The sequence below is a fragment of the Bacillus sp. FSL K6-1012 genome (assembly GCF_037964915.1).
In the GTDB taxonomy this organism is placed as follows: Bacteria; Bacillota; Bacilli; order Bacillales; family Bacillaceae; genus Bacillus; species Bacillus halotolerans.
In genome coordinates this window covers 1,018,469-1,036,952 of the sequence record NZ_CP150175.1, presented here as the reverse complement: position 1 = coordinate 1,036,952, position 18,484 = coordinate 1,018,469, and the positions used below count along the sequence as shown (strand labels likewise).

Sequence of the window (18,484 nt, the reverse complement as noted above, 5' to 3'; positions counted from 1 at the left end):
AAGCGGTGTCAATCACTTTCTGTCAAAAAGTTTTCATATTTTTTCCATAATTTGGTGTTAGATGTGGTGACAGCAACGGCACCAGCTTTCAGTGCCTGTTCTACATCTTGTTCTGTGCGGATGAAACCTCCCGCAAAGATAGGGATACCTGTTTTCTCTTTAATTTCCTGAATAAGTGACGGCACGATGCCCGGCAGCACTTCAATGAAGTCAGGCTTATGCTTGCCGACAAACTCCATGCTTTTTTCCATTGCGCTTGTATCAAGCAGAAACAAACGCTGGATCGCATAGATTTTCTTCTGCTTCGCTTTTGCAATCACGTTTGATCTTGTTGAGATAATCCCCGCTGGCTTGATATCCTGGCAGATAAATTCCGCTCCGTATTCATCATGTTTGATCCCTTGGATTAAATCGACATGCACCATCATCTTCTTCCCGTGCTTTTGCGCCTCTCTGATCACGCCCTTTAATTGTCCGAGATGAATATCAAGTATCACGCCGTACGAAAACGAGCTGTTTAAAAACTCATCAAATTGCTTCATATTGCGAATAGCCGGTAAAATAGGCTGGTTGTGAAAACTCATAGTGTGCTCCTTTAACAAATCACTTTTGTATCAAATCGTCAGTATGCTTTCCTTCACCGTTTTTACGATAAATGCAAGGTCTTCTTCTGTCAGACAAAATGGCGGGGCGAGCTGAATGACATTGTTATATCCGGCGACTGTATCGCCGTTTTTGCCGATGATCAGCCCTTTCTCTTTGCATGCCGCAACCACTTGGTTCACTTGGTCAGCGCCAGCCGGCTCTTTAGTCAGCTTATCTTTGACAAGTTCGATTCCGACCAGCAGCCCTTTTCCCCTTACATCTCCTACTGCAGGGTGTTCTCTCAACGACTGAAGCTCACCTAAAAGCTTTGCTCCGAGATCGCGGGATCGCTGAATCAGCTGTTCATCCTCCATAATTTGCAGGTTTTTCAAAGCCAATGCGCAGGCTGCCGGGCTGCCGCCGAATGTGCTGACGTGGCGGAAACGGTCATAAGGAGCTTCTCCTTGGTATGCTTCAAAAATCTCCCGTTTAACTGCGGTCGCTGACAATGGCAGATACGCGCTTGTAATCCCTTTCGCCATTGTAATGATATCGGGCTTCACGCCGTAGTGCATAAATCCGAACGGCTCGCCAGTCCGCCCAAATCCGCAGATGACTTCGTCACAAATCAGCAGGGCGCCGTGGCGGCGGCAGATTTCCTCCACTTTCTTCATATATCCGTCCGGCGGCATTAAAATGCCTCCGCCAGTAATAATGGGCTCCATAATGACACCGGCAATCGTTTCGCTTAATTCCCATGTCATGATGCGGTCAATTTCATTTGCGCTCTCTAGCGTATCGGCGTCTTCAGGATTTCGGTAGACATCAGGCGGGGCGGCGTGCAAGAATCCTTGGCTTAACGGTTCATATTTATATTTCCGCTGTGCCTGGCCGGTTGCAGAGAGTGCTCCCAACGTATTGCCGTGATAGGCTCTATATCTAGAGATGAATTTATAACGGCTGTGGTCGCCGTTTTCCAGATGGTACTGGCGAGCGATCTTAAAAGCGGTTTCATTTGCTTCCGATCCGCTGTTGGAAAAGAAAATCACATAATCGCCGCCAAGCCACTCATTCAGCTTCTCCGCCAAGTGAATCGCAGGTGCGTGACTTTGCGTTAACGGGTAATACGGCAGTTCCTTTAATTGTTCATAGGCAGCCTCCGCAAGCTCTTTTCTGCCGTAACCAACATTAACGCACCACAAACCGGACATCGCATCAAGATAGCGGCGTCCGTCTATATCAGTCACCCAGGCTCCTTCCGCCTTTTGGGCAATCAGACTGTCCGCTTGATGCGCTCCCTTCATAGCATGCCACACGAATTGCTCATCCTTTTGCTTTAATCCCTGATTTTGCTGAATGTTTTCCATCCCCATCATCTCCATTTCATTAGCGTTCAATAAATAAATTGAAACAGACCTTCTCTTATGTGATGTCTAGGTGATGATTTCCCTGACTTCAATATAAAGCCAGACGACAAAGGAGTCAATAAACCGCCGGGTAATTAAAACATCCTCTTTCATCAAGAAGAAAGAGGATGCAGCATCCAAAGCAGGACCGGCAAAGTGACTATGCTCAGCATTGTGCTGATAAAAGTGGCACTGGAAACGACTTCGGGCCTTGTATTAAACTGAACGGCCATTAAGGTCGTATTGGCAGCGGTCGGCATGGCCGCTACGAGAATCATGATTTGCTTCGTCATGTCATCCACAGGCAAAATCAATGTGAAGGCCAGCACAATTAACGGTGATACCATAAGCTTCAGCAGCAGAGAATAAGAAATTTTTCTATATTCAATATTCCTGAAAGAGATCAGCGCAAGCTGCATGCCAAGAATAATCATGATCGTCGGAATCGTCGCATTTCCGACCAGTTCAATGCCTGTCATTAACTCTTTAGGGATTGAAATATGCATAAGCTGAAGTATTGCGCCTAAAAGTGCTCCGTACGCCACAGGCATACGGATAACCCGAGTCATCACCGTTTTACATCCGCCTTCCTCCGAACCACCCTTTGCAGCGTAATACATGCCGATAGTACTCATAATTAACTGCTGCAGCACCATTAACACAACAGCCGTATCCAGCCCCGCCGTCCCAAACACAAGCAATACGACAGGCGTGCCGTAATTACCGTTATTCATAAAGGCTGATGAGAGAATCATGGCACAGCGATCTTGGTTCGAATACTTATGAAAAAAGGATAAAAAGGAGACCAACAGCACAAGAACCAGGCATAGACCCAGCACAAAAATAGACAGATACACATAGTCCATCGTCAGCTTGTTTGAATAAAACGTATCAAAAGCCAAAAAAGGAGACATTAAATATAAGGACATTTTGGACAGTGTCTGTATATCAAAACCAAGTGTTTTCTGTCCGATATAACCAATTGCGAAGATTCCGAAAACAGGAACTAAAACAAGCAGAAACTCCATAGGGCACCTTCTTTTCCGATGTACACACATTTATTTCTATTTTAAAGAAAGCACGGAAGCGTTTCAATTCCGCTTTTTTTAAAAAAAGCCCGCCAATTCAGGCGGACTTTCGCATTATTTTTTATAGTGAATATGATAAATATCGCGGCGTCTGTCTTTGAGCTGACGCACTGTTCCGTTTTGCCGCTGTCTTCTGAGAATTTCTAAGTCAACATCGCCAATGACGACCATTTCAATATTCGGGTTGGTTTCCCCAACGATGCCGTCTCTTGCGAATTCAAAATCAGAAGGGGCAAAGATGCCGGACTGAGCATATTGGATATCCATATTTTCCGTTTGCGGCAGGTTTCCAACCGTTCCGGAAATGACGGTATAAATTTGATTTTCGACTGCTCTTGCCTGTGAACAGTATCTGACACGCAAGTAGCCTTGGCGGTCTTCCGTACAAAATGGCGTAAAAATAATTTTTGCGCCTTTATCGGCCGCAATGCGGGCAAGCTCAGGAAACTCAATGTCATAGCAAATTTGGATCGCAATTTTCCCGCAGTCCGTATCAAACACACGTACCTGGTCGCCCGCGCTGATTCCCCACCATTTGCGTTCATTCGGCGTAATATGCAGTTTATATTGCTTCTCAATCGTTCCATCACGTCTGAACAGGTAGGCGATATTATAAATTTTCCCTTCCTCTTCTACAAAATGAGATCCGCCGATAATGTTGACATTATACTTAACAGCCAAGTCTGTAAACAGACTGATGTAATCCTCAGTATACTCGGTAATTCTCTGTACCGCCAAACTTGGTGAACGTTCCTCAAGGAAGGACATCAGCTGGGTTGTGAAAATTTCCGGGAACACTGCAAAATCAGACCTCGCGTCAGATGCGACATCGACATAGTACTCTACTTGATTTGCAAATTCCTCAAAGGAATAGATTTTTTTCATTTCGTATTGAATGACACAAATTCTCACAGGGAAGGCCGATTTATAAAAACGCTTTGTCTGCTGCGGCAGATAATCGACATTATTCCATTCCATGAGCGTCGCATATTTGATTGAAGCTGTATCATCCGGAAGATAATCCGGGTTAATCCGCATCAGGGTAAAACCGTTCATCAGCTGAAAAGAAAGGACAGGATCGTAAATTTGATGGCGTGTAACCTGTTCAACATACTCTCTCGCAGTCATTTCATCAGCATATTTATGATAGTTCGGTATCCGTCCGCCTATGATGATGCTTTTCAGATTTAAACGTCTTGCCAAATCCTTTCTTGCCTCATACAAACGATGGCCGATTTTCATCCGTCTGTAATCAGGATGCACCATGACCTCGATCCCGTACATGTTTAAGCCATCCGGATTGTGATTGGTGATGTATCCGTCATCTGTAATGTCCTGCCACGTATGGCGGTCATCATATTCATCAAAATTAATCAGGAGGCTTGAGCACGAACCGATAATTTCACCTTCGAATTCTGCACAAAACTGCCCTTCCGGAAAATGCTCCAGATGGCTGATTAAATGCTCTCGCTTCCACGGCTCCATGCCTGGAAAGCAGTCCTTTTGAAGGTCGATAATGTTGTCAATATCTTTCTCTTCGATATTACGGATGACCATTTTCTTTTCAAAACGGGTCAAATCTAATTTCTCAGACAATCTACTCGCTCCTTTCTAGTTTTGTGCGTTCAGATGATCAAGCAATAGGGCGAGCTCCATCTCCGCCATTGATTCGAGCCTGTGATCGTATTCTTCAAACATCAAGGTGCCTGTTACTTGATTTGGAACGATGACACACTTCATGCCCGCTCGCTTGGCAGCAATCGAACCATTGACGGAATCCTCGAATGCGAGACATTCCGACGGCGATACTCCAAGATTCTTTGCCGCTAACAAATACAGCTCGGGATTGGGCTTGACCTCTTCTACATCATCAGCTGTCTGAATCACTTCGAATTCGTCAAACAGGCCAAGTTGCTTTAAATGGCCGGATACCCATTTATAATCTGAGCTGGAAGCCAGTCCTACTTTTAAACCTAAATCCTTTGCCGCATTCAGATACGCTTCAACACCAGGTCTCGCTTTTTCTGTTTCCATGCGTTTTGCAAACCGGTCTCTTCTCAGTTTTGTCAGCTCTTCATGGTTCAGCTTTTTGCCTATCTGCTCTTCTAAGTATTCAAATGGCCGAAATCCCGCCGCTGTTCCGATAACCTTGCCCCAAACGGATAACGGCAGAACTGAGCCATGTTCCTCAAAAATTTCCTGAAGGACTTCATATTCATGGGTTTCTGTATCAAGAATAAGCCCATCAAAATCAAAAATTAACGCTTTTATCACTGCGTACAACTCCTTTGGCCCGAATTGAGACATATGTATACACTATACCCCGAAACGTCTCTGCTTTCAAAAAGTAAGGGTTTATGTGAAGAAAGAGCCTGCACATTGCAAGCTCTTTCTTATTAATGCAAGTTTTGATGAGAAATGTTTGTCAGCGCTTCTCCAGCAGACTCGTTCGACATCTGATTGACAGCCAGGTCTCCAAGCGCAACGATCCCGACTAGATTGTTTTGATCTACAATAGGAAGGCGGCGGATTTGGTGCTGGGCCATCAGATGCGACGCGTCTTCCAGACTCATATTAGGATTTCCTGATACGAGGTCTGTTGACATCACTTCTGAAACGGGTGTCTGGCCATCTCGGCCTTGAGCTGTGGTTCTCAATGCAATGTCACGGTCAGTCAGCATTCCTTTTAAAACACCTTGCTCTACCACGGGAACCGCCCCGACGTTATGCTGTTTCATCAGAGAAGCCGCTTCCTGAATCGTTTGATTCGGAGAAACGGTTGCTACCTGCGTTGTCATTGAATGTTTAACTGAACTCATTGGTCAGCACCCCTTTCAATCATTAGTATGTTCAGACACCGGATGATTAAAAAGGGAGTTGCAGGAAAGGTTTTGTGGTATGATTTCTCTGATGCAAAAAGAGCTTTTCTCGAAACGGAAAAGCTCTTGCCGCAGATTATATCAGCCTTCTGTGACCCGAAAAGGCATTGTTTGTTTTCGGTTGAAAATCAGATAAAGCAAACGGAAAATATACTCCGCAATCATTCAGCATCTTGCTGTTTTTATCAAAAATGGCTTGATCACTCAAGTCATCGTGCGGTGAAGGCTTTGTCAGAATAATATGTATCATTTGCAGACAAGCCATAATTTGAAAAGCTTCTTTTAATGTTCCTTGGTAATATTGGTTATTTAAAGACAGAACGCCTTTCTTTTTAAAGCGCTGAATGTCCAGTTCGGAGAAATAAAGAGGAAATACATGATGGAAAAGCTCCATTGACAGTTCCTTGATAAAGCTTTCCTGTTCTTCAGTTGCTGCGTTCACGATTCTCACGTCTATCACCTTTCTTGCCATCGAATATCCAAAGTCTTTCTCAAGAATATCACAGAAAAAAACGCGAAAGCTAAGGTAAGTGTTTCCTATGAGAAGCAGCGGCCTTTCGCGCAAAAAAGGAGCCATTTGATCATGAAAGAAAAAGGCAAAGGGCTAGAGCTGATAATCAGTGAAAAACAGGACGGACAATGGCTGTTTTCTGTGCTGAAAACAGAGCTCAAAGCTTCTAAACCCGTTATCCAAGAATGGATGACTTATCACAATATAAAGGTCAATCACGAGCATGTCAAAAACAACATACTCGTAAAAAAGGGTGACCGCCTGTTTATTGATCTTCAGGAAAGCGAAGAGTCATCCGTCATACCTGAGTATGGAGAGCTTGATATTTTATTTGAAGACCGCCACATGTTAATCGTCAATAAACCAGCTGGTATTTCCACTCATCCCAATGAAGAAGGCCAAACCGGCACACTCGCCAATTTGATCGCATATCACTTTCAGGTGAATGGCGAAACAATCAAAGTGCGCCATGTCCACCGTCTTGATCAGGATACATCAGGCGCTGTCGTATTCGCCAAGCACCGTCTGGCGCATGCCATCTTAGACCAGCAGCTAGAGCAAAAAACGCTGAGGCGTACGTATCTCGCAATTGTTGAAGGAAAACTGAAACCGAAAAAAGGCAAGATCGATTCGCCGATTGGAAGAGACAGATCACATCCGACAAGACGGCGGGTTTCGCCAGGCGGACAAGCCGCCGTCACCCATTACCGTACCCTTGCTATCAATGCGAGAGAACAGCTCTCGCTTGCTGAATTAGAGCTAGAAACAGGCAGAACACATCAAATCCGTGTGCATATGGCAAGCATCGGCCATCCGCTTACTGGGGATACACTTTACGGAGGCGGGAGCCAATTTCTTAACAGGCAGGCACTGCATGCCAAAAAGGTACAGGCTGTTCATCCGATTACCGAAGAGCTGGTCGTTGCCGAAGCACCTCTTCCCGCTGATATAGAAAGCCTTTGCCATACGTATTTATCATGAAAGAAAAGCCGCAGGGATTGTCCTGCGGCTTTTTTTACGAAATACGTTTTCCGTAAATAATATAACGTTTCGGGGCATCCCCGACGTATGAAAAAGGATAGCAGGTGGTCAGAATGAGCTCTTCCTTTTCGTGCTGCAGCGTAATAATGGAGGTATCATCCTTATCCACGATTTTTGTTTTTTCAATTTCATATGTGAAATCACCATATGAAAGGATGATGTTGAGCCGGTCACCTTTTTCAAGCTCTCCTGTCCGGCGAAAAACGGTGTCCCGATGTCCTGACAGTACAATTTGCCCGTTTTCATCTGGATAATAGCTGTCCTTGTAATGCCCCACACCCTTTTCTAAATCATCTGCATCGGTCCCTTCCACGATCGGAAGCTCCGCATTGATTTTCGGTATTTCCAGTATGCCGCTTGCTTGGCCGGTCTTCGGCTTAAACGATGATTTTTTCTCGGCTTGATTATCGTTTTTCTTCGTGCCTGCAATGGCCGGCGGCTGTTCAGCCGCCTTTTTTGCTTCTTTTAATGTCTGCTCTGTTTTCATGCTGGTATCTATCAGCTTGAAGCCCCCGTAGCCTGTGATCACAAGACCGATCACAATGATCACAAGAGGAATATATTTTTTCACGTCGTAGCGGCACTCCTTTTCCTTCTGATATATAAATACGTTCCGGACAGTGAGACCGCTGCGCCGATCACAATGAAGTTGTAGTATCCTGCTGATGTATCCGGAAGCTTATGATCAGAACCGCTTTCCTCACTTTCTTTATGCAAAGGCAGTGTGTTTATACGGCCGGCGGCAGTGGCAGGCTGTTTGGTCTCTGTTAATTCTTCAAAGGTCGAAATGACTGCAGGCGGCAGCTGATGGACCGGAGCTGTGCCCGGGGTCTCTCTTAGATCAGGCTGTTCTTCCCCAGGTGTCGGATTTACCTTGCCCGGATCGTCTGTTCCCGGACTGTCTGCCGGGTCTTCAGTGACTGGGTCTTCAGCCTGACTGTCTTCAGCCAGTTTTATTCTGCCTTCTTTCGTATATGAAATCGGCTTATCAAAGCTTTTTACATACTCTACAGTCGCTTCTAAATCCTCAGGCCCTGTAACCGGATGTTTCCCAAGCAATCCGATTGGCTGGTATTTGGCTCCTGTCGCCGTCGCCATAAAATGATTAACGGTCAATGTGTATGTGGCATCCGGCTGGATTTCGGTTCCGTCTGCCATCTTTATATCAACCGCTTTGCCTGTTTCTGTATCCCACGTATACGTAAACCCGCTTATGCTGTAGTCAGGGCCGAAAATCGGTGAGATTTGCGCATTGATGATCTCCCGCAAATCTTTTCCTTTAATCTCAAGCTTCGTCAGCACATTTCCAAACGGCTGAATGTTATAAAGGTCTCCCCATGTAATTGGGCCTTTCTTCAGTCCTTCCCGTATCCCGCCGCCATTCATTAGCGCAAAATCCGTTTTCATCGCCGCTCTCATGCCATCAGCAATCAAATTCCCAAGTGGTGTGTCGCCATCATTAGAATAACCGCCTTCCATATCAACAGCCGCCTCACCGACTACTTCGCTGATAATCGGTTCAGCAAGGGCCTGATACTTGCTTAAAATAGCTGAGGCGCTGGCATCAGGTTTTTTCTTGCTTTGATCGACATATTCGATATCAGCCGATTTTTTGACGATGTCTTTTGTCTGTTTATTGATTTCCAGATCTACAACACCTATCGCTTTTCCGTATTCAAACGCCTGAACGATCAGCTTGCCGTTCACTTCACCATTGACGACCTTATGGTTATGCGCTGCAAAAATGATGTCTATCTCAGAATCTGATTTGTTTGCAAGGTCAGCAGATTCGCCTGTTATTGTACTGCCATTTTGTTCGGCAGACATATGTGCGAGCACTGCAATGGCCCTGATGCCTTTTTTCTTCAACTCTTCGGCAGCGTCATTTACCGCTTGTATTTCATCGGTAAACTCAATATCCTTTATTCCGTCAGGCATGACCATTCCGGCCGCCGACTGTGTGACAACCCCAATAAAAGCAACTGGTATGCCCTCTACGTTTATAATGTCATAAGCCGGCAAAAAGGGTTCTCCGGTAGACTTCATTTTACAATTGGCGCACACAAGGGGAAAGTTTTGTCCGTCATAGCCGCTAGTGCCTTTCGGGTGATCTCCCCCTTTTAACATTCTCATGAGTTCATCCGTACCTTCATCGAACTCGTGATTGCCCACAGTTCCGACATCAAATCCGATATCCTCCATCAGCTCGACAGTTGGTTCGTCTTGAAGAAGAGATGATACGGGCGAACTTCCTCCGATCATATCCCCGGCGTGCACAGTGAGCGTGTTTTTCTTTTCCGCCTTTTTTTCTTTCAAATAGGCAGCTGCATAGTCCATGCGTCCGAATGTGCCATCTGGACTGCCGTCTCCATCAAGGTCAAGCTCGTATTGCTGATCGATTTTCCCATGTAAATCGTTCATGCTTAAAATTCTAAGCGGTATATTTTCTTGGAGAGAGGTTTGCTTTTTCTTGTAACCGGCACTCTCTGCTTCAGCTGCTGAAGCAAAGAAGATCCTGTTTTCCACAGCCACCTGCTTCCAGTCTGCTGGCGAAACATAGGTCTTGTTTGATGAGTCTCCCACATACCTTGTCAGCCCTTTTCCCTGCTCTCTGGCTCTAAATTCAAACGGCATTTCCATTAGAGGATCCGCTTCATTCCAAATGCCTTTTTGCTCCTTTTTAGCATTGGCGGCTGCGGCCTGAAATTCCTGATAATCCTCTTCATTTTCAACAGGCCAAATAAAATATGTTGGAGCATAGCCATTTTTCACGAGTTCTAAATTTACATTTGCCCCTGTCTCAGTCACAACCTGTCCAAGAAGTCTCCCATAGCTGTCCATGGCTTCGCTGCCGACTTTTACAGTAATGTGATCTCCTGGAGACAAAACAGTTTTTAAATAGTCAGAGGCTTTTTTTCCAAATCTTAATTGATTTTCATCCGCTTCATTTTTTGGTGTGTGGTATGTTTCTGGCGTGTCTACATTTACAAAGCGGATTTTTGCCGTGCCAAGTATCGGTTTTTTGACATGAATGGTGTCACCGTCTACAACGCGATCAACCACAGTTTCATATTCGCCTTCTGAAGTCGGCGGGGCAGGCTGCTCTTGAAGCAGCTTCATGTCTGCTGATTTTCGCGGAAGAAGCTGAAAGGATTGATATCTGCTCAACACGCCAGTGATTTCATACCATTTATCCTCAGTCAGTTCATCAATGATACCTGTCTCACTCATAACACGCAGTGTCATTGCGTGGTGATCATTATCAATCATCGTAACATTGTAACCGCCGCCTGCTTGAGAATTTGGAATGGAAGAAATATAAGCTTTGACTGTTACAAGACGCCCTTCATATTGATCACCCAAGCTGCCATTGACCAGTTCATTGATCGTTGAAAATTCAGGGACAGGGAGAGGCTGATTTGATTGGGTAATACGGATGCCTGATGTATCCGGAACTATTTCAGTAAGCCCTTGGTAAGTCGTTATTTTCCCTGTCACCGTAATGTCCATTCCTTCTTTTAACTCAGGGAAATTCTCTGGTGCTGCCGAATAAATGTTGATGCCGCCTGTGTCATCCTGCATAAAGGTCGACAGCTTTCCGCCTCCGATTGCGCTCTGATCGGCAGTAACAACGCCTTTAATCGTGACATGTTCATTCATTCGGCCGCGCGCTTCCTGTATTGTAATAGGCTGTGCTGCCGGCGGAGATTCAGCGTCATCCTTTAAGACCATTGACTGAACCTTCTTAAGACCTGTCGTATTAAAATAATGTTCAAGCTCACCCTGAACAGCTATCTTTTTCCCAAGAAGCAGCGGGTTCGTTTGCAGTCCGAATTGGCTTCTAAACGCGGAGGGGATTTGCACGGGAAGAATGTGATCGGGTGATGTCTCGTTTTTGCTGTCCGCTATAGCAACGTTATAATCATTTGAAAAAGGGCTTGTCAGATTGTAATGCTGGGGTGAAACGGCTTGGCCGATTGTATATCCTTCGACAAGAGCTTGCCCCTCTTTTTGCTGTATCGCTTTTTCAACCGATATTGGTTCTGGCTCAGCAGCTCTTACAGCTTCATAAGCGGACATGACATTCAAGAAAATAAAAAGTATGATCAAAACAACATGCAAAAAACGCCTCATCAGTTTTCCTCCCTTACATCTTGCATCATTCGTTTATTTGATAATCACTTCGACAATCAGCATATAAATCCTGTCAGGCGCTGCATAAAACACCGCAGACAAGCACAAAATACAGCTGATCTGAAAAAAAAGGAGGAATTCGGTTTGGATCAGCAATTTCAGCAGCAATCACAGAATAAAGGGATACCAGGCAAACCGCATCAAAATCACGGCGGACATGAAATGTTTGATATGCACGAGGTGCTTTCCGGAACGCTTACTGTGCTTGATCAGTTTATGATGCTGAGACAATTCTGTAAGGATCAGGAATTATTAAACATCCTTGACCGTCAATATCAATTCATTACATCTCAATATAACTTAACGGCAGAGTGCTTCAAAACAGGAAGCGAGCCTTCACAAAAAACGGCAACTTATATGATGAAAGAAGACAACCAGACTGTTTACGGTATGCAGCCGGCACAGCCTAAGAAACCTGTTCAATCCATGAATGACATTGATGACAGCATCATCAGCCGCCAAATGCTTTGCGCTGTTAAGGCACAGGCATCTATGCTGACGATGGCTTCTCTAGAAATGACAAATCCGGCCGTAAGACGTGTACTGTCTGCGCAAATTCAGCAGTATGTCGAAATGGCTTTTGAGATTTTCCTTTACCAAAACAAACATGGTTATTACCAAGTTCCGCAGCTTGACGCGCAGGATATGGAACAACTGAGAAATTCATTTGCCCCTGCACAAGGACAAATGCCTCCGACTCAAGGCGGTATGGGCCAGCAGGGACTTCATTAAATAAAAAAGGCATTGGATAGAAACTATCCAATGCCGCATTTTCTTCAAACGTTCTGGTAAAATCTTTTTCAAATTGATCAAGACTATCCTGCGTCGCCGCTTTAAACCCTTTTTTAAAATCCCCTTTTTTCGCTGTTTCCTTTATAATCTCCAAAATAATGTCTTTCCCGTATGTTTCCGTCAGCTCATTGATCATATAAAAGCTTTGCAAATAAACATCGGTTTCATATTCCGATCGAGCTTCCTGCCAGTTCTGATCTGTCTGCAAACGGTCAAACGGCACGACAGTAAACGTGATCGGATCTATGAGCAATTCATAGTTCGCGATCCACTCGCTTAATCCTTCATGGAACCATAAGGGGAACTCATCAGGACCTGCTTCGAGCTCCCGTAATTTCTGATGAAACGCATGGTGTGTGTACTCATGAATCAATAATCTCTGATACAGATAAACCGCTACATCATCACCTTCTAAAAGCTGCTTTTTCTCTTCAGGCAATAATCCGATCAGCTGCTCCCGCTCAGAATAAAAGCCGACAACATCCAATAAACCGGAATAAGCCTCCATCTGTTTTTCATTAGGAAAAAAAATAATATCAATAGGCTTATGATTCGAATAGTCAAGCATGACCTGATTAATACTCACCGCATATTCAAGCGTTTCTTTCGTTAATGGCAGTAAGGATTTTTCCTTAGAAGTGTAATAAACATCGGCCTGTTTAAATGACTCTTTCTTCATGTGCTTCGTCACTTGTTCTTTCGTTATCCCAGATGTCTGCCCTGGCAAAGACAGAATATACATCGTGCTTGATACGATGGCCGAGCTTACGGCCAGCATCACAAGGACTCCGCACAGGAATAGAGCGGATGCCGCACGCTTTCCTATGCCACCCTGCAAACGTCTCCCTCCCTGAGCCGGTCCGTCTTGTACCTTTTATTTTTACTCTATGCAGCCTTAGTTCACAGCGTGTCATTTCTGCAAAGAAAAAAGCCGCACAAGTTATGCGGCTTTTTATCTGTTATTCAGCTTGCGGAAAGACACGTTGTACTGTTTGACTGAATTCATCAAAGAATCCTGCAATCGGATCACCATTTTGAATCCGTTCGCCATACCCCTGCATCCGATCAACAAAGTCTGGATTTGCAGAAACATAAACATTGTCCATGTTCTTATCAGTGTCTCTAACTTTATCGGAAATTTTCTTTTTCAGATCTTTTCCAACTTCTTTTTTCCCATTTGTTAATACAACTGCAACATACGCTTGATTTCCGGCAACAATCACATTCGCGTGTTTAACTTCTTTCATATCGGTAATTTTATCGGCTGCATCATCAGCAACTTCCAACTTACGGTTATCATTACCGTTATTGTCATTACCATTATTCGTCATATTATTGTCAACGTTGTCACGGCTATCATTTTCATTGTTGATATTTCTTGTGCCGTTATCATTTGCCGGATTGCGGTAGTTAACATTTTCAGGCTCTGCATTATCACGTCTGCCCTCACCCTGATTGGCCATACTGCAGCCAGTCATAAGCAAAGGGATAAGAAGCATGGACGCAAGGACTTGTTTTTTTCCAAGCATGTGAATTCCTCCTTTATCACTTTACTTATAGGTTTTTCTAATTGGCTCTAAATATGCATGAAAAAATAACGGAAATGCTTTCCCGGGAAATAAAACGGTTAATTTGTCTAATCAGAGGGGAAAATATCAATACACTTATAAAGGAGGGATCACGTTGTTCAATCAGCGAAAAGGAATCAGTCCGACAGCCTTAGTTATCGGTTCAACTGTGCTTGTTGCTGCTTTATCACCGCAGATCCGGCAAAAAATCAGCGGGTTTATTACAGGTCAAATGAGCAACCGGAATTCTCAAAATAAGTCGTTTGATGTTTCTAATGTTGGAGATATCATGAAACAGGCGTTTGGCGGGAATAATCAAGATCAATCTCAAAATCGTCAGCAAAATGGCCGGCAGCATCAGCATGCAGGCCAGCAGCAAAGCCACCCTCAACAGCATCAGTCTCAGTCTAAGCATAATCGCCAAACGGACACAACAACAGCCAGAAATAGACAGCAGCAATATGCAGAGCCAATCCATTTCGAACAAAGCGCAATGAATGTAATGGATGACAACACTGTAATGGAAATGCTGGAAGACTTAGAACCCGGCCGTTAAAAAAAACGTGTAATCCCCCGTGGGATTACACGTTTTAATATGACTAGGCTTCTTCCGCTTCGATCACATTGGATCGATCTTGGAATACACCAGAATCTATTTCCTTCGTAACTTTGCTGGTAATCAGGCCTGATGTCATACTTCCGCTGACATTCAGCGCAGTACGTCCCATGTCAATCAACGGTTCGATAGAGATTAATAAACCGGCGAGCGCGACAGGCATATTTAACGCTGATAATACGAGCAGCGCTGCGAATGTAGCTCCGCCGCCAACTCCGGCGACACCAAACGAACTGATGGCAACAACCGCGATCACTGAGATAATAAACGCCGGATCAAACGGATTTTGACCGATTGTCGGGGCAATCATCATCGCCAGCATAGCCGGATAAATCCCGGCACAGCCATTTTGGCCGATAGATAGCCCGAACGAGCCGGCGAAATTCGCAATTCCTTCCGGGACACCCAAGCTTCTTTGTGTTTTAATATTCAGCGGCAAAGCGCCTGCGCTTGATCGTGACGTAAATGCAAACACGAGTACAGGCAGCGCTTTTTTCAAATAAACAACCGGATTTAATCCGCTGATCGTCAGCAGAAGCAAGTGGATGATAAACATTACAATTAACGCGGCATATGAAGCAATGACAAACATACCCAGTTTCAAAATGCTGTCAATATCACTTGTCGCAATCGTTTTTGTCATAATGGCCAGCACACCGTAAGGCGTCAGTCTCAAGATGAGAGTAACAACACGCATGACAATGGCGTAAACAGCATCAATCAATTTTTTGAACGTTTCAGCCTGTTCCGGCTGTTTCCGTCTCACACCTAGAAATGCAATGCCCAGAAAAGCGGCAAAAATAACGACTCCGATAGTTGATGTCGGTCTAGCCCCTGTAAAATCCAAAAACGGATTTCCAGGAAGCAGCTCAATCATTTGCTGCGGCAGTGTTTTCGCTGTCATCTCCTCTGATTTCTGTTCAAGCTCCTGTCCCCGAGAAAGCTCTGTATTTCCTTGGTCAACCTGAATCGCCTGAAGATCAAAGGAAAGGGCGGACGCAATACCAATCGCCGCGGCTACCGCTGTAGTCGCAACCAAAATCCCGATAATCAAACCGCTGATTTTCCCAAGATTTTTTGTCAGCTTCATCTTTGTAAAAGCGCCTAGAATGGAAATAAAAACAAGCGGCATGACAATCATTTGAAGCAATTTGACATATCCGCCCCCGGCAATATTAAACCAGTCGGCTGTTTGAACCACAATGTTTGAAGTCGGACCGTATATCAGCTGAAGCGCAAATCCAAAAACGATCCCCAGCCCCAGGGCAGTAAACACACGTTTTGAAAAAGAAACATGTTTCTTCTGCATGGCAAATAGCCCAATAATGAGTAAAAGTAAAATAAATACGTGCAAAATGACTAGCAAAGTCTCCAATTGAGGCAAACTCTCCCTTCAAAATTTTTCTTATATACTATATTACACAAATTCCGATAGTTCAAGTAAGAATTATTTCAGCATCAATATTTGGATAAAAAAACCCAATGAATACCGTTTTTGTTCTTTTCATTCCCCCCTTTCTTTAGTAACTTATATAAGGGTGATAATATTGCTGAAAGAACTGTTCGTAAATTTGACCATTTTAATCACATTTAATTATCTGTTCACCCACCTGTTTAAAGAAAGGTTAATACATAAAAAAGACCGCCTGTCCTTTCAGTTAATAAAAGGAACTGCCTGCGGTCTCCTCGGGGTTATTCTTATGAATTTTGGTCTGACGTATCACCATTCAATCATAGATTTTAGAAATATCCCTATTATGATCGCCGCTCTTTATGGAGGCTGGGTGTCTACGGCGGCAGCCCTGATGATAATCGCAGCAGGCCGCATGCTGATCAGCTTGAATGAATCTGCGCTGTATTCCATGATTACAATTTGTATCGCTGCCGTGCTGTCACTTATTGCATCAAGGAGAGAAAAAGTTCAGCTGAAACACGTTCTGTTACTTTTAATCATTTCAAATGGTTTCATCTCCTTTTTCTTCTATGTATTTGTTGATATCTATTCACTTAAGCTTCACTTTTACTTTTGGCTGATTTCAATTATCGGCGGCATGCTCAGCCTATATATTATCGAGCATGAAACAAATGCACATCTTTTATTTAAACAGTATAAGTTCCAGGCGCACTTTGACTTTTTGACAGGTATTTATAACCGCAGAAAGTTTGAAGAAATCACACAAGACCTGTATCAACAGGCTGCACACACTCCATCTTTACAATTTTCGCTTATTTATATGGATATCGATCACTTTAAAACCATTAACGATCAATACGGCCATCATGAGGGGGATCAGGTTCTAAAAGAGCTGGGATCCCGACTAAAACAAAATATCCGCAACACTGATCCTGCCGCACGGATCGGCGGCGAGGAATTTGCCGTCCTCTTGCCAAATTGCACGCCCGAGAAAGCATTCCAAATCGCCGAACGGATCAGGCACTCAATTAGTCATACACCGATTGTATTAACAAACGGGGAAAAACTTGCCGTTACGGCCTCACTGGGGGTAGCCCATTACCCCCGAAACACAGATAAGCCGGAAACCTTGCCGGTTCTTGCTGATCAAATGCTGTATAAAGCGAAAGAAAGCGGCCGAAACAAAGTATGGTTTTCTGAAAAAAAAGAATGAATTCATTTTTTGAATTCATTCTTCCAATCTGAAAGACGATGTAAAGGCAAAAAAGCGGGAACAAGCATCCCTTGATACTCTTTCTCAATAAATGCCGCTGTATCATCTGATTGATAGAGTTCAAGGATGGTTTGCAGTGTTTCGCGATCTCTGTCCTCAGCTCTGACAACAATTACATTCATATCTTCCTTCCCGGTTTGTCTGCCGCCCTTTAATGTATGCTTCTGCGGGTTCAGCCCCGCTTTTTTTGCGGCGGCTGTTTTCATCACAAACACGTCGGCTCCGCTCAATTCATCCTGTCGGCGTACGGTTTTCAATTTCAAGTGTTTCGGATTATCTTTTATCACATCAATTGAACCGGTTCCGTTAAATCCGTTCTTCAAAGTAAGCAAACCCGCTTCCTGCAGCAGCGTAAGGGCTCGCCCAAAATCGAGCGCTTCATCTGGGACAGCAACAACAGCACCGCGCGGAATATCTTTGATTCGCTGATATCGTTTTGAATAAATGCCCATAGGCGCTATGTATGTCGTGCCGAGCGGTGCCAGTTTATGTTTGTATTTCTTTGAAAACGACTGAAAATATGAAATGGATTGAATAGCATTGGCATCAATCTCTTTGTTAGCCAGCGCAATATCTGATTCTGCATAATCAGAGAATGGAATCAGCTGAATATTAAGCCCTTCCGCTTCAGCCTTTTTTACGATATAGTTCCATATCGCTTCGTCCGACTCAGCAATTCCAATTTTTATCGTTTCATGTTCTGCTGACGGTGAGCATGCAGTAAATGAAATGAAAAGAATAAGAACAAAACTGCATACAAGCCACTTTTTCATTGTGACACCATACTCCTATCTATTTATTAGAGCATGCAAGCAATATCAGACATAAAAATCAGACGCTCTTAGTTGATAAACGTTGTCATTTGTAACATTGGTTAACTTTACCTTACTCATATCAGATAGGGTTGTCAATTACTATTACCCTGCCTTTCCGTAAAGAGAAATTAAAGTAAAAAGTCCTGCAAACATATGATCACGTATCGAAAAAACAGATACATATCGGCAAATAAATATCAAAATGAAAAATAATATGTTATTTTCCGAAAAAAGTTTCGTTTAACAGTTGTTTTTTCTCAAAATTACTGGTAGAGTAAAGGTAATTATTTTTGTTCGAACTA

The 18,484-nt window shown here is 43.9% G+C and carries 16 protein-coding genes and 1 pseudogene; 4 read left to right on the top strand and 13 right to left on the bottom strand.

Annotation, left to right across the window (positions count from 1 at the left end; genetic code table 11):
* Positions 1–8 precede the first annotated feature (8 nt).
* From glpP to NSS75_RS05310, 7 genes are all read right to left on the bottom strand, one after another.
* The gene (gene glpP / locus NSS75_RS05340) at positions 9–584 is read right to left on the bottom strand and encodes a glycerol uptake operon antiterminator GlpP (RefSeq protein ID WP_029441192.1); all 576 of its coding nucleotides are present in this window, start codon (positions 582–584) and stop codon (positions 9–11) included.
* A gap of 30 nt (positions 585–614) precedes the next feature.
* Positions 615–1,967, bottom strand: a complete 1,353-nt coding sequence (locus NSS75_RS05335) for an aspartate aminotransferase family protein (RefSeq protein WP_339236348.1) — start codon at positions 1,965–1,967, stop codon at positions 615–617.
* Between the two features lie 137 nt (positions 1,968–2,104).
* Positions 2,105–3,019, bottom strand: coding sequence for an AEC family transporter (locus NSS75_RS05330; protein WP_339236344.1), 915 nt, complete (start codon positions 3,017–3,019; stop codon positions 2,105–2,107).
* A gap of 114 nt (positions 3,020–3,133) precedes the next feature.
* A complete protein-coding gene (locus NSS75_RS05325; RefSeq protein WP_339236341.1) occupies positions 3,134–4,675 on the bottom strand; it encodes a bifunctional GNAT family N-acetyltransferase/carbon-nitrogen hydrolase family protein in 1,542 nt (513 codons plus the stop codon).
* A gap of 15 nt (positions 4,676–4,690) precedes the next feature.
* Positions 4,691–5,353 (bottom strand): HAD family hydrolase, encoded by a 663-nt coding sequence (locus tag NSS75_RS05320; RefSeq protein ID WP_024120709.1) that lies wholly within the window; start codon positions 5,351–5,353, stop codon positions 4,691–4,693.
* Positions 5,354–5,475: 122 nt separating this feature from the next.
* Positions 5,476–5,898, bottom strand: a complete 423-nt coding sequence (locus NSS75_RS05315) for a CBS domain-containing protein (RefSeq protein WP_024120708.1) — start codon at positions 5,896–5,898, stop codon at positions 5,476–5,478.
* A 136-nt stretch (positions 5,899–6,034) separates the two neighbouring features.
* Positions 6,035–6,430 (bottom strand): YhcU family protein, encoded by a 396-nt coding sequence (locus NSS75_RS05310; RefSeq protein WP_024120707.1) that lies wholly within the window; start codon positions 6,428–6,430, stop codon positions 6,035–6,037.
* 111 nt (positions 6,431–6,541) lie between these two features.
* Between NSS75_RS05310 and NSS75_RS05305 the strand changes: the two genes are divergently transcribed.
* A complete protein-coding gene (locus tag NSS75_RS05305; RefSeq protein ID WP_198097545.1) occupies positions 6,542–7,450 on the top strand; it encodes an RluA family pseudouridine synthase in 909 nt (302 codons plus the stop codon).
* A gap of 34 nt (positions 7,451–7,484) precedes the next feature.
* Here NSS75_RS05305 and srtA read toward each other — a convergent pair whose 3' ends face one another.
* Together srtA and NSS75_RS05295 are read right to left on the bottom strand one after the other, a co-directional pair.
* Entirely contained in the window at positions 7,485–8,081 is a 597-nt protein-coding gene (srtA, locus tag NSS75_RS05300) for a sortase SrtA (protein WP_339236332.1), read from the bottom strand.
* Positions 8,078–11,647: a 5'-nucleotidase C-terminal domain-containing protein gene (locus NSS75_RS05295; RefSeq protein WP_339237572.1), complete on the bottom strand. Its 3,570-nt coding sequence runs from the start codon at positions 11,645–11,647 to the stop codon at positions 8,078–8,080. The genes srtA and NSS75_RS05295 overlap by 4 nt, the downstream gene beginning before the upstream one ends.
* A 141-nt stretch (positions 11,648–11,788) precedes the next feature.
* On the opposite strand from NSS75_RS05295, the gene NSS75_RS05290 reads away from it, so the two are divergent.
* Positions 11,789–12,436, top strand: a complete 648-nt coding sequence (locus NSS75_RS05290) for a spore coat protein (protein ID WP_024120704.1) — start codon at positions 11,789–11,791, stop codon at positions 12,434–12,436.
* On the opposite strand, the pseudogene NSS75_RS05285 reads toward NSS75_RS05290, so the two are convergent.
* Positions 12,368–13,334, bottom strand: a pseudogene (locus tag NSS75_RS05285) (hypothetical protein). The gene NSS75_RS05290 and the pseudogene NSS75_RS05285 overlap by 69 nt on opposite strands.
* A 121-nt stretch (positions 13,335–13,455) precedes the next feature.
* The gene (locus NSS75_RS05280; RefSeq protein WP_326323375.1) at positions 13,456–14,025 is read right to left on the bottom strand and encodes a YhcN/YlaJ family sporulation lipoprotein; all 570 of its coding nucleotides are present in this window, start codon (positions 14,023–14,025) and stop codon (positions 13,456–13,458) included.
* Positions 14,026–14,179: 154 nt separating this feature from the next.
* On the opposite strand from NSS75_RS05280, the gene NSS75_RS05275 reads away from it, so the two are divergent.
* On the top strand, positions 14,180–14,620 hold the full coding sequence (locus NSS75_RS05275) for a hypothetical protein (RefSeq protein ID WP_103672357.1): 441 nt from the start codon (positions 14,180–14,182) through the stop codon (positions 14,618–14,620).
* A 43-nt stretch (positions 14,621–14,663) separates the two neighbouring features.
* Here the strand turns inward: NSS75_RS05275 and NSS75_RS05270 are convergent, their stop codons facing one another.
* Entirely contained in the window at positions 14,664–16,055 is a 1,392-nt protein-coding gene (locus tag NSS75_RS05270) for an L-cystine transporter (RefSeq protein ID WP_024120701.1), read from the bottom strand.
* Positions 16,056–16,227: 172 nt separating this feature from the next.
* Between NSS75_RS05270 and NSS75_RS05265 the strand changes: the two genes are divergently transcribed.
* Positions 16,228–17,307, top strand: coding sequence for a diguanylate cyclase (locus tag NSS75_RS05265; protein ID WP_095713756.1), 1,080 nt, complete (start codon positions 16,228–16,230; stop codon positions 17,305–17,307).
* Positions 17,308–17,309: 2 nt separating this feature from the next.
* On the opposite strand, the gene NSS75_RS05260 is transcribed toward NSS75_RS05265, so the two are convergent.
* Complete coding sequence (locus NSS75_RS05260) at positions 17,310–18,140, bottom strand: MetQ/NlpA family ABC transporter substrate-binding protein (RefSeq protein ID WP_103672356.1); 831 nt, start codon at positions 18,138–18,140, stop codon at positions 17,310–17,312.
* Positions 18,141–18,484: the final 344 nt, after the last annotated feature.